Raw genomic sequence first — 13,581 nt, 5'->3', positions numbered from 1 at the left:
GAGTGGATTAGCGATTGTAATTTCACTCCTTTATAGCAGTGGTCGCTCATTGAGGTGTAGAAACAATTAAATAATTATTGAACGTTTAGGTCTTAATAGTTTAAAAACAAATCCTCCAATTTGCATCGGAGGATTTGTTTTGTTATTTAAAATGAAAAATTTTGCTTTGGGCAGTGCATTTTTCTACCAGATAAGACATAGAAGAAAATATAAGAAGAAGAAGTATAAAATCTATTGAGCTTATATGGATCTTATGTTCCTTATGTGTTTAAATAATATTTGGCGTTACATTTTTTCACCATATAAGACATAGAAGAAAAATATAAGCTAAAATGTATAAAGAGTCTGATGCATTTGTAGAGCTTATATTCCATATGTGTTAAACAATATGAAGCAATGTATTTCTACTACTTAAAATACAAAAACTGGTAAATGGATCATCTTAGATTCTTATCTATTAAAAAGCTTCTTCTCTGATAAAATGAATAAATCCTAACTTTATCGCTTTAAATTTGTTCTGTTGGTAACAGGAAAAAAAGAGCGTCAATGGGCAAATAATATATACGATTAGACCTTGACGTGAATTAGCATTAAAATATAATATGAAGAAAGTTGTCATCATAGGCGGTGGTTTTGCAGGGCTTAATCTTGCTAAAAAGCTATCCAAAAGTACATCTCATCAGGTTACCCTTGTAGATCAGCATAATTATCATTTCTTTCCACCACTGTTGTATCAGGTTGGAACGGCTTTTATTGAAGCATCAAATATTATTTATCCTTTTCGGAAAATGTTTCACAATCAAAACACCCGGTTTTTTATGGGCGTGCTAAAAGAAGTACTTCCAGAACAACAAAAGGTGGTGACTGATAATGGTACCTTGGATTACGATATTCTCGTCCTTGCTATGGGTACGGAAACCAATTTTTTCGGTAATGATCAGATTAAGGAAAATGCTTTGCCGATGAAAAGTATTGATGATGCTTTGCGGATGCGTAACCATATTCTTCTTCAGCTGGAAAAAGCAGTGCGTTCCGATCAGGATGTAGATAAGAAAAGGCTATCCAGTGTGGTCATTGCGGGTGGTGGACCAACGGGAGTGGAACTTGCCGGTATGATGGCCGAAATGGGAAGTCATATTATTAAAAAGGATTATCCGGAAGCAAAATCAGGCTTAGGTAAAATTTATTTAGTTGATGGTTTACAAACACTTTTGGCACCCATGAGTGATAAAAGCCAGGAGGAAGCGATTAAAGTACTTAAAAATCTTGGTGTAGAAATTCTTTTGGGTAAACTGGTGCAAAATTATGATGGGAAGTCAGTTTCTCTCTCAGATGGTACCGAGATTGAAGCTTCTACCTTAATCTGGGCTTCAGGTGTAATTGCACGTGAGGTTCCTGGTCTACCCAAAGAGGCGATTGGCAAGGGGCGAAGGATTATTGTCGATGCATTTAACCAGGTAGAAGGATTAAAAGGTGTGTTTGCTATTGGCGATCAGTGTCTTCAGCTCAGTGATGCTGCTTTTATCAACGGACATCCTCAACTGGCGCAGGTAGCCATTCAGCAAGGTGATTTGCTGGGTGAGAATTTATCGGCTGTAGATGGTGGGAAACCGATGAAAGCCTTTAAATATAATGATAAAGGTTCTATGGCTATCATTGCTAAATTTAAAGCTGTAGTGGATTTGCCAAAAGGATTTTTCAGGGGATTTTTTGCCTGGCTGGTTTGGTTATTTATCCATATTATTCCCATTGCCGGCTTCCGGAACAAAGCCAAGCTGGCTTTCAATTGGCTATGGAGTTTCATTACGAATGATCCCACTTTAAGGTTAATCATCCGGCCAGATGATGAAGTAGCGCATAAATATTAATGCTATGGATGGCACTGGTTTATAAAGCTTTTATGAGGCAGTGCCATGATTCACCAATACCATATTTTGATCAGTATTGATTACATTTTGATCATTTCAAGGGGATGGTAAAAATTGGAAAGTGTCTGCCGTATATTGCAGCGACATTAAAGTGATTCCACTATAACTATTCCAGGCAAATGAATAAATATTTAATTTTGTTATTGCTTTCTTTGAGCATTGATCTCTATGCACAGGAAACGCCCGAATGGGAAAATCCTAAGATTTATGCGATTAACAAAGAAAATACCCGGGCCACTTCCATCCCGTATCCCAATCGTGATTTGGCTTTAAAGAACGATTACAGTTCCTCCACTTATTATCAATCATTAAATGGCCGCTGGAAATTCAAATGGGTGCCAAAGGTGGCACAAATTCCAGAGGATTTTTATAAAACAGATTATGACGTTAAATCATGGGCTACCATTCCTGTTCCAGGTACGTGGGAGTTTAATGGTTTCGGCACCCCGATTTATGTAAGTGAAGGTTTTGGTTTTAAGCCTAATCCGCCATTTATAGATCGGGAAGACTCACCTGTGGGAGCCTATCGGCAGGAGTTTACCTTAAAAAATGACTGGATAGGCCGACGGGTGATGATTCATTTTGAAGGTGGCACTAATGCCATGTACCTTTGGGTAAATGGCAAAAAGGTAGGATATACAGAGAACTCGAAAAGCCCGGCCGAATTCGATATTACAGATTACGTAAAGCCCGGTGTAAATCTGCTGGCTTGTGAGGTTCATAAATTTAGTGATGGCTATTACCTGGAAGATCAGGATATGTGGCGCATGGGTGGCATCAACAGAAATGTTTATCTCTATAGTACTGCGGAAACCAGGATTTTAGATTTTTTCGCACATCCTACCTTAGACGCAAATTATCAAAACGGACTATTTGATGTTGATCTTACCTTAAAAAACTATAGTAAAAATCAGGCGGTGCAAAGCATAGAAGTGCAGCTCATGGATCAGTCTAATCACTCCGTTTTCCAAAAGGAAAGTAAAGTAGAAATTCCAGCAGAAGGTGTAGTTAATCTCAACCTGGCGGGTACAGTTGCTTCACCGCTTAAATGGACGGCTGAAACACCAAACCTCTACCATATGCTCTTGGTTTTAAAAAACAGCCATGGGGAGATCATCGAGGCGACTTCGCATCAAATCGGTTTCAGAAAAACTGAAATCAAAGATGGTCAGGTGTTTATCAATGGAATGAAAATTTATTTCAAGGGCGTAAACCTGCATGAATTTAATACCGTAACTGGTCAGGTCGTTTCTGAAGAGGTGATGCTCCGGAACATTCAGCTGATGAAGGAGTTAAACATTAATGCTGTTCGCACTTCGCACTATCCTCAGCCGCCTTTATGGTACAAATTATGTGATCAATATGGCCTTTACCTGGTAGATGAAGCCAATCTGGAGTCGCACGGTTTAGGTTATGGTCCGGAAAATGTTTCGAACTTGCCTGAATGGCGTGATGCACATCTCGACCGGATGGTGCGTTTGGTTGAACGTGATAAAAACCATGCTTCCGTGATTTTCTGGTCCTTAGGAAATGAAGCCAGTAACGGAAAGGCCTTTTTTGATCTTTACGACTGGGCTAAAAAACGCGATCCAAGTCGGCCGGTGCAATATGAACAGGCGCATCAAAAAGATCGAAACACCGATATCATCTGCCCGATGTATCCATCATGGGATAGCATGGTGCGTGATGCTAAAAAAGATTTGGGCAGGCCATTCATCATGTGCGAATATGCGCATGCCATGGGCAACAGTATGGGCAATTTTCAGAATTACTGGGATTTGATGCGTACCAGTAAAAACATGCAGGGTGGTTTTATTTGGGAGTGGTATAACCATGGCTTTAAAACTACCGATGAGCAGGGGCGGGCTTACTGGGCTTATGGGGGTGATTTAAATGGTTACCAGAAAATGAATAGCGATAACTTTTGTATGGATGGAATCATTTCGCCTGATCAGCAATATTTACCTCATACCCATATTGTTAAAAAGGTTTATCAGAACATTTTGTTTAAACCTAAAGATCTCAGTAAGGGTATTATTACCGTAATCAATGATTTTAAATTCACAGATTTAACCAGTAAAAATTATCACTACAAATGGGTTCTGTTAAAGAATGGTGTAGCAGTTAAGCAGGGGAATTTCAATGTGCAAATCCCGGCAGATTCTAAAAAAGACATTCAACTTCGTTTACCTGAAATGGAAAAGCAGGCTGGCGTAGAATATTTTCTCCAGGTTTTTGCCTACAGCAGCAAAGCCGATCGATTTATACCTGAAGGTTTTGAGGTAGCTAAAGAGGAATTTTCTTTTCCTTCGAATCAATATTTCGTATTGACTAAACCAAAATCCGGACAGATCACAACGGAAGATCAATCCGATAAAATTGTGGTCAAAGCCAATGAGGTCGCTTATGAATTTTCGATTAAAAATGGTCAGTCTTTGATCAGCATGACGAAGAATGGGCAGAAAGTTTTTAATGAATTGCCTCGACTTAATTTCTGGCGGGCGCCTAATGATAATGAATTTGGAGAAGGTGCTCAAAGGAGTTTGCGCTTATGGGATGCTGCCGGATATAATGTGATTTACCAGTACAAAGGCACCAAAAAAAGTGATGAGGGCGTGTTAATTTCTTATGAAGCCAAGCTTCGTGGCATTGAAGCATTGGTAAACCTCAATTACACGGTAAACAGCGATGGAAGTTTGAAAGTGGAGGCGGGTTACCGGGCCATTGCAGATGATCTTCCGGAAATGGTAAGGTTTGGAATGTTAATGACGATGTCTGGTGATCATGATGAGTTTACCTGGTATGGGCGTGGTCCTTATGAAAATTATATTGATCGGAATGCCGATACTTTTATGAATATCTGGAGGGGTAAGGTGAAAGACCAGCTCTTTCCTTATTATCGCCCGCAGGAATCGGGAAATAAAACCGATGCACGGTGGTTGAAATTGCAGAATAAGGATGGTAACGGCGTAGAAATTCTTGGTTTACAGCCGCTATCCATTAGCGCAACCAATAACCTACCGGAAGACCTTGATCCGGGAATGACTAAAAAGCAGCAGCATTCATCCGATATTATCCCTAATCCTGATGCCATTATCGCCGTTGATTTGTTTCAAAGGGGCATCGGCGGATTAAATTCATGGGGTGCTAAACCACTCAATGAATACCGGTTTATGAATAAATCATACGATTATGGTTTTGTGATCAGGCCATTGTAAAGCATTTGATGTTACCTGATTAACTTACGAAGTTTCAAAAGGGAAAGAGTATGGCGGAACTTCGTCAGTTTAATAAAGTATTAAGAGGGGGTGGTTAAAAGGTGTATTTTCCAAAATTAACACCTGGGGGTAAGGTTGGTTTCTGTGCTTGTGGGTTGGGGATTCTTCGCTGCGCTCTGAATGACAGGAAGTGTAAGTTAACTGAAGAAATGCGATAAAGGGGTGGGTAGGTAAGGTTGGTTTCAGTGCTTGTGGGTTGGGGATTCTTCGCTGCGCTCGGAATGACAGGAAGTGTAAGTTGACTAAAGAAAATGCGATAAAGGGGTTGGTAGGTAAGGTTGCTTTCGGTGCTTGTGGGTTGGGGATTCCTCGCTGCGCTCGGAATGACAGGAAGTGTAAGTTGACTGAAGAAGTGCGATAAAGGGGTGGGTAGGTAAGGTTGGTTTCAGTGCTTGTGGGTTGGAGATTCTTCGCTGCGCTCGGAATGACAGGAAGTGTAAGTTGACTGAAGAAATGCGATAAAGGGGTGGGTAGGTAAGGTTGGTTTCAGTGCTTGTAGGTTGGGGATTCCTCGTTGCGCTTGGAATGACAAGGTGGTGATATCAAATTGCAAAAACGAGTCGTAGCGAAATGCTGCGACTCGTTTTTAGATGTTTCTAACTATACCAATGTTACTCAGTATCTGTATTTCTAATTAAAGCATTGCCTTTTAGGTTTCTGAATGCAATTGTGGAGAAAACCAAGATCCAGATTAATAGCGATAAAAGTCTGCTCCAATCATGGACTTTTGTGGGGATAAACTTTTTTAATCCGATGCTTTTAATATCGGTTGAGGCGATGTCTTTTTCCTGAAAGATGCTGGGATAGAAGTGCAGGCGAATTTTTTCGTGCTGATTTCTTACCGCTTGCTGAAACTTCAGGTGTGCATTCAAATCAGATCCGGCCAGTTCGTTTACTGCAAGCTGGGCTTGAATGGTTGGAAAAAAGAGTGCGGCAATGTTGGTGAAATCCTGTCGGGCAGCCAATTTATCAGCCACTGCCAATCTGCTCTTTATCGCCTGATCATCACCCATTTGTTGCATGCCGTAATACCAGAACCAGCTAAAACTTTTATCAGCCGGAAAAGGATATTTTTTGAGCTGCGGATAGTGTTCAAAAAAGGGCTTCATGGTCACCTCCTTCGGCATGTCCCACTTTTCATGATAACCCTCACGCTGGTTAATTACATTCTGCAAAGCTTCGGGTACGCCATATTTTTGTGTAAGCAAAAGGTTTAAAGATGCAGGGATTACCAAGCAAATGGCTACCCAGATGGCTACAAGTGCAGATGCATTGTAGCTTGATGAGCGTCCTAAAGAAACGATAAACATTGATACTGCAAACCAGAAGGCCAGGTAGAGGATAATTAATCCAGCAACAGCTGCCAAGGTAGCATCTATGGATAAGTGCAAATAAATAACTGCGGCAATGAGGAGCAAAAAGGCTACCGCATAAACAGCTGTGATTCTGATCAGAAATTTTTGCCAGATTACGTTTGCCAATGCATTGGTTTGCGATTTGAGTAAAGACCATATCCCACTTTCCTGCTGTTCGGAAATGAGGTTATACGTGAAAGCAATAATTACAAGTGGAAACAAAAACAGGTAAACAAAGCTTAGATCCATATTGCCTAAAAGCATGCTTACCGGATTGGTGATATCGGTATCATAAAGTTGCCCTTCTATTCCGAGCATCGTTACCGATATCAGGTAAGGATTCACATCCCGCTGTCCGTTGGAGAAGGCTGCCCATCGATCGGGGAAATTAGCCGTAGAGAATTTGTTGTGAAAGAAAATCAATCCGATGTCTTTGTTAAAGTGCTTGATATTGTCGAGCGTGTTTTTCTTTTGCAATAGGGCTGCCTTTTCAATTACGGCTTGTTGATTGGCAATAAAAGTTTTTCCAAAATATAATCCGGCGAAGCCTGTAAGCAGCAATACCAAAATGCCTATCCAGGCCGAACGGTTTCTGAAGAAAAGTTTAAATTCTAAATTAGAGGTGCTTTTTTTCATAACATTATATGGTTTTAATCCATTTGAATGAATATTGGAGAAGGAGCAGTATTGCAATGAACCAAGCAAACAAAGCCATTAGTGATAGCAGTTCATGCCTTAAAACGTTGCTCAAATGATCAAATTTATAATTGAAATCTGGTTGCTCTGCCCAGTTGGATTTACTGATCGATAAAGGCTTTTCATGTTCGCCAGGGGAATGGTTACTGATTTTATCAATTTGAAGTTTATTCATTTTCTGCGCCAATCCATACCTATAAGCCTCTGCCTGGTTTTGAAAATTGACATAGGTTTTAAAATCGGAAGCGGTGAGGGCCATTGAGATTTGTTTCAGTGATAAGTAAGGATTGAACAAACCGGCAAATACGGTGAAGCTATTTTGCTTATCGAAGGTGTTGTTCAGCTGGCGCTGATGATCACTATAAATGTGGGAAGTGATTCTTTCACCTTCTGCCATAATATAGCCACCATAATTAAAGGGTAGTTTCTTTACATCATCAACTTGATATTTCCGCAATAACGAATCTTTTATGGCGGCAAAATGCGGATCATTCGGATCGTGGCTATCACCTTGTTTCTGAATATCTTCTGAAATGGCATCCGCAAATTCGATTTTGGAAGGGGTGGGGTGAATCTTCGTTCCTATTGCCTGAATGATTCTCGGCATTAAAATCACGAAAAATATCCAGCAGGATAAAAGGGTAATCAATGCTGTTTTTGAGCTTCGCTGAAAAGCCGAAACCAATACGGTTATGGCCGAAACAATGAAGAAATAAATGGAATAACTTAAAATTAAGATCAATAGGCGCAGTGTTGCGTCTATACTGATTTGCCAGTTGCTTAAAGAAGCCCAAAGTAAAATGGTCAACAGAATGAGGGGAATAAAAATGGTTAAGGCTACACCAATAATGCCTAGTGTTTTACCCCAAAGCAGTTTTTTCCAGCTAACGTTCTGACAGAGCAAAATTTTAAGTGTTCCCGATTCCCGCTCTGCGGATATACTATTGTAGCCCAGAAAAAAGATAAGAAGTGGTACCAATAATTGCAATACCATTGCAATGCTGATTTCGCCAAAGCGCAGCATCCCGTTGGAGAAACCAGCTTCACTGAAATTTACGGTATTTTGTTTATGGGCTTCCAGAAAGATGGAAACCCCGGCAAAACTTTCTATCCCAAAATCGAAGAAACTCAGTTCATGTTTTTCCCGAAAGGCGAGGTAGCCGTAGTGCGCCATCCGGTGTGGATGTTTATCTGGTTTAGATAACCACTGTGCCCGTACCATATTTTTATAGTAAAGCCGTTGATTGTTCTGTGTTTTAAAATTCTGCCAGCCTACATAGGTGGCCAGGCAAAGTGAAAGCCCCAACAAAATGGTGAGCACTAACGTAGCCTTATTCCCAAAGGTTGATTGGTAGGTTTGTTTGGCAATGGTGAAGGTAATATTTGGCATTATATTCTGTAGGTTACATTAAACATGACATTTCTTGGCGTACCGGGGAAAAGGCGCAGGTAATTCTGGGCACCAACCCAATAGGTTTTATTGAAGATGTTATTGATATTCATGGCCAATTGAACTCTGGATGCTGCGGGGGTATAATAAATTGCAGCATCAGCGATGGTAAAGCCTGGCAGGGTAAAATCTCTAATATATAAGGGAAGCTTGTTGCCGCTGTATTGTAACCCGGCACCAAAGCCAATGCCTTTCAAAGCTCTGCTTTCCAGGTTGTAACGGGTCCATAAGCTGGCGCTGTGTTTAGGGGTGTTCTGTACACGCTGGCCAATGATTAATGGATCATTATCTTCGGTTACAACAGCATCTACATAACTATAGCCCACGTTAAATTGCCAGTTTGGCCTGATGAAGCCTGATGATTCTACCTCAATTCCCCTGCTTCGCTGTGCGCCACGTTCAATCAGGCGGTTTACATCAAATGGATCATTGGCATTCATCAACAGGTTTTTCTGGTTGATTTCGAAAAGGGAAATGTTAACCATCAGATTACCTTCAAGCCATTCAGATTTGGCACCCAATTCTTTCAGGTTACTTTCCAGCGGTTTAAAGTTAGAACCGGCGGGTGGTGGAACAATTACCAGGCTGGATGTATTTCCTTGTGGCTGGTAACCTTGGAGGTAAGTTCCGTAAATATTGATATGAGCATTTACCGCATAGGTAACGCCAAGCCTTGGCAAGAGCTTGTGCCGACTAATTTTACTTTCGTTTGAAAGCCTGTAATTGCTGTAATCTTCATACCATTCCTGTCTGAGGCCCAGTGTTAAAGTAAGCTGCTGGTATTTAATCTGATCTTGAAGATAGACACCATTAACGAGGTAATAAGAAGGTGGGATTTCTACTTTTGAGAAAACATAATCGTTCAGGTTTTTGAGGGTGTAAGATGGATTGGCAAGGTTAAAATGTTCTACATTTGGAACGGGTGCATTCACGCCATTCACCACACGAAACTGGTAGAGATCTTTCTTTGTCACATCATACCGAGCGGCAATTGTTCCATCCTTCAGGCGATAGCCTTGAGCGGTATTGATACCGCCACCTCTTAATTTCTGGTTCATGATGCGGTCATAACCTACTACCATTTTATGCTCTACACCAAATGTATGGGCATTGATGGACAGATAGGTACTGATGTTATCGGTGGCAAATTTTTGCTGACGCTGTACGGCAATCATTCCCGCCAGGCTGCGAATGGGGTGGTTATTTTCATCCACCGCAAATGCATTGTTGGTACGGTGTTCCACCAGATCTTCATTCCAGTTCTGTTTCATATAGGCCATGTTAAAGGAAATGCCTTTAGAAATTTTATGAGAAAAATTGGCCATCAGCATCAGGTCCTGCGTATTAAATTTATCGTTACTGGCGCCCAGGTTAAAACGGATTGGTGTGCTGTTTAGATCGGTCTGACCAGCTACGGCACCAAAAATAGGTTGTCCGCGATCCAGTCTTGAATTGCTGTTGTTCATCACTACTTCCACATTTAAACTGGTTTTGTCATTCGGGATGTAGGAGAAGGAAGGTGCAATGATGTAACCCTTCCTAAACTGTAAGTCTCTAAAGCTCTTACTATCTTCATAACCTAAGTTGAGCCGATAAAGCAAGGTTTTCTCTGTGTTTAAAGGGCCAGTGAAATCCAGTGCACCACGAACGGTACTGAAACTCCCGCCAGAGATGCTGATTTCTTTCCGGTCTTCACTTAAAGGTTTTTTGGTGACGAGATTAATGCTCCCACCCGGATCAACACTGGAGAATGTAGCACTTGCCGGGCCTTTAATAACTTCAATTCTTTCCAGATTATTGGTAAGAGGCTGGTTGAAATAATTTTGACGGGTACGCATTCCGTTGATGATTGTTCCTTCTTCGTTCTGGTTAATTCCACGGATAGAAAACTGGTTGTAAAAACTGCTTTGCGATACACTAGTTACATTTTTTACTGCATCGGCAAGCACGGCTGCCTGTCTGTCGGCTATCAATTCTTTTGATATGGATGAAATTGCCTGGGGTATATCCTTATTTAGGGTAGCGGTTTTGGTTGCCGAAAAAGAATAGTTGCCGTAATACTTTTTACCATTTGTGCCTATAATCTCTACTGTCTGCAATTCTTCATTGGCTGGTGATAAAGCAATAGGATCTAATTTAAAATCACCCAAACCATTGATGGGGTAGTTTTTAGAAAAGGTACTGTAACCAATTGCGCTGATGGTAAGGGTATAATTTGCAGCTTTAGGCAGGATAATGGAAAAATTACCCAATGAATCGCTGCTGAGATTTAACTGGTCTTTGCCACTTTTAAATTTAATGGTGGCTTTGCTTATTCCATTGCCATGTTGGTCGTTAATGCTTCCGCTTACCCGAACTTGTGCTTTAGCAGCAAGGCTGATGATACTGAAGAATAAAAAAAGGGATGTTAACCGCCATATCTGACGGATTTTATTCGTGTGATCCATTAAAATATGATGATTAAATGGTTTTTAAGTATAATTCCTGAAGGTCTGAAGCCGATATTTCACTGGCCTTTAAGGTGTGAACGAGTTCGCCCTGTTTCATAATGCCGATGTGTGTGCCGAGGCTTACGGCATTGAAAATATCATGCGTAGCCATCAGGATGGATTTTCCTTCGGATGCAAGTTTCTTAACCAGTTCGGTAAATTCTGCGGTAGCTTTTGGATCAAGCCCGCTGGTGGGTTCATCCATTAAAATGATTTTCGCGTTTTTTGCTACGGCAATGGCAATACCCACTTTCTGGCGCATGCCTTTACTAAATCCTGCAAGGTGTTTATGATGCGCGGTAGACTGCAAACCACAATTGCTTAAAAACTGAACCAGTTCTTGTTCACTGTAATCAAAACCAGCCAGCTTAGAAAAGTAATCCAGGTTTTCGATAGCCGACAGATTTCCATAAAGCATTACCACTTCAGGAATATAGGCAAGGTGTTTCCTTCGTTGATCATCACCCGCCGAAATTTCTTCGTTATCGATTAAAATTTTTCCGTTACTGGGCTCAATAAACCCTAAAAAAAGGTTGATGGTTGTGGTTTTGCCAGCCCCATTCTGGCCAAGCAGGCAGTATACTTCTCCTGGATTAACCGTGAGGTTTAATTGATTAAGGGCTTGATATGATCCGTAATTTTTGGATAATGAAATGGCTTGAAGCATAAAAAAAATATGATAAATGAGATTGCAGGCCACTAAGGGCTTACATGGATGTGAAATGATGTGATAAGAATGCATACTCCCGCTTAGGGGTGTATTAAGCGATAAAGCTGGGTGGCCCTTTGTTGGCTGCAGCAAGAATATAAGCTACAGGATGTTTCTGAAAATACCTGAAATGATGATTGAAAGGGATTTCCCTTTTTACTACAATGGTGTTGGGTAGTGGTAAAGTGTAATGATGAGATTGGTGTTTAACAATTTCGCAGAGCTTACAATTTACCTTATTAATTTTAAACTGAGTAGATGCCTGTACCTTTTCATATCTGGATTTGCAGGAATCGGGAACATCCTGTTCATGATGGTGAAGCGCCTGAATCAGCAATGCACTTGTAAATAATACCAATAACAAAAACGCCCTGATTTGGGTGAATCTTTTTTTACGATATAAGTTTACTGCCTTGTCCAATTGCAACAAAGATACATTTATACCAAAACTTTCTGCATGTTTTTTTGAAATTATTAAGGTATTGCCGTTTTGTTAAACTGAGCCGAAGTATAATTGGCACTTAAAACCGAAAGGTTGAATACCATGATACGGGCCATTTTCGAAAAAATAGCTATTATTACAGAACCTTAAAGCTAAATGATTCCCATGCTTAAACATTATTTCAATTTTATAGCTGTCACCTTGTGTTTGCTGTTCACTTCTGCGCTGGCATCTGCACAATTAATAGAAGAACCCAAGGATATACCAGCCGAATGGTCTCAACCTTATCCGCCTTTTCGTATTGCGGGTAACTTATATTATGTGGGTACCGCTGATCTGGCCTGCTACCTGATTGCTACACCAAAGGGAAATATCCTCATCAATACTGGCCTTGCAGCTTCACTTCCTATTATTAAGGCGAATGTGGAAACACTGGGTTTTAAATTTAATGAAATTAAAGTTTTACTGACTACACAGGCTCATTACGATCATATGGCTGCCATGGCTGAGATTAAAAAAGCTACAGGTGCTCAATTTATGGTGGATGAAAAAGATGCTGCTGTTGCGGAAGATGGTGGTAAATCTGATTATGCGCTGGGTGGACATGGAACCATGTTTAAGCCAATCGTGGCCGACCGTTTATTGCGTAATGGTGATATGGTGAGTTTGGATGGTATGAAGCTAGAAATGCTCCATCATCCTGGCCATACCAAGGGTTCTTGTAGTTTTCTGTTTGATGTAAAAGATGGACAAAAAAAATATAGGATTTTGATTGCCAATATGCCTACAATCGTTACAGATAAAAAGTTTTCTGAGTTAACAGTCTATCCGGATATTGCTAAAGACTATGCTTATACCATTGGGGAAATGAAAAAACTGAACTTTGATATCTGGCTGGCCTCTCATGCGAGTCAGTTTGAACTTGATCGTAAACATAAACCTGGCGATGCTTATCATCCTGAATCTTTTATCGATAGAAAAGGTTATGATGAGTCGCTGAATGATTTAGAGAATGAATTTTTGAAGAAGAAATAACGTAGATCTATTGAGCATATTGATGTGGAAAAGAGGCTGTATCATCATTATTAATTGAGATTAAAATTTGTCATGTTGAGTTTGTCGAAACACCGTTAAGGACATTTTTTATAAGTCCTTCGACAGGCTCAGGATGACATCTACGAGATAGAAAAGGTTATGATGAGTTGCTGAATGATTTAGAGAATGAATTTTTGAA

General features: G+C 40.4%; 8 protein-coding genes. 3 read left to right on the top strand and 5 right to left on the bottom strand.

What is annotated here, in order from left to right; all coding sequences use genetic code 11:
- Positions 1–602 precede the first annotated feature (602 nt).
- Both EV200_RS17495 and EV200_RS17490 read left to right on the top strand, forming a co-directional pair.
- Positions 603–1,868, top strand: a complete 1,266-nt coding sequence (locus EV200_RS17495) for an NAD(P)/FAD-dependent oxidoreductase (protein ID WP_132534951.1) — start codon at positions 603–605, stop codon at positions 1,866–1,868.
- 179 nt (positions 1,869–2,047) lie between these two features.
- Positions 2,048–5,146, top strand: a complete 3,099-nt coding sequence (locus EV200_RS17490; protein WP_132534949.1) for a glycoside hydrolase family 2 TIM barrel-domain containing protein — start codon at positions 2,048–2,050, stop codon at positions 5,144–5,146.
- Between the two features lie 671 nt (positions 5,147–5,817).
- Here the strand turns inward: EV200_RS17490 and EV200_RS17485 are convergent.
- From EV200_RS17485 to EV200_RS17465, 5 genes are all read right to left on the bottom strand, one after another.
- Positions 5,818–7,197 carry a DUF3526 domain-containing protein gene (locus EV200_RS17485; RefSeq protein ID WP_132534947.1) on the bottom strand — a complete coding sequence of 460 codons (1,380 nt, stop codon included), beginning with the start codon at positions 7,195–7,197 and terminating at the stop codon, positions 5,818–5,820.
- 4 nt (positions 7,198–7,201) lie between these two features.
- Entirely contained in the window at positions 7,202–8,647 is a 1,446-nt protein-coding gene (locus tag EV200_RS17480; protein WP_132534945.1) for an ABC transporter permease, read from the bottom strand.
- On the bottom strand, positions 8,647–11,154 hold the full coding sequence (locus tag EV200_RS17475; protein WP_132534943.1) for a TonB-dependent siderophore receptor: 2,508 nt from the start codon (positions 11,152–11,154) through the stop codon (positions 8,647–8,649). The genes EV200_RS17480 and EV200_RS17475 overlap by 1 nt, the downstream gene beginning before the upstream one ends.
- Positions 11,155–11,167: 13 nt before the next feature.
- Entirely contained in the window at positions 11,168–11,863 is a 696-nt protein-coding gene (locus EV200_RS17470; RefSeq protein WP_132534941.1) for an ABC transporter ATP-binding protein, read from the bottom strand.
- Between the two features lie 94 nt (positions 11,864–11,957).
- A complete protein-coding gene (locus EV200_RS17465) occupies positions 11,958–12,269 on the bottom strand; it encodes a hypothetical protein (protein ID WP_132534939.1) in 312 nt (103 codons plus the stop codon).
- A 243-nt stretch (positions 12,270–12,512) separates the two neighbouring features.
- Here EV200_RS17465 and bla point away from each other — a divergent pair, with 243 nt between their 5' ends.
- Entirely contained in the window at positions 12,513–13,382 is an 870-nt protein-coding gene (gene bla, locus EV200_RS17460; protein ID WP_132534937.1) for a subclass B3 metallo-beta-lactamase, read from the top strand.
- Positions 13,383–13,581: the final 199 nt, after the last annotated feature.

The sequence above is a fragment of the Pedobacter psychrotolerans genome (assembly GCF_004340665.1).
Classification (GTDB): domain Bacteria; phylum Bacteroidota; class Bacteroidia; order Sphingobacteriales; family Sphingobacteriaceae; genus Pedobacter; species Pedobacter psychrotolerans.
Note: the sequence above shows the minus strand (reverse complement) of the source record. Positions and strands in the feature narration are given on the sequence as shown.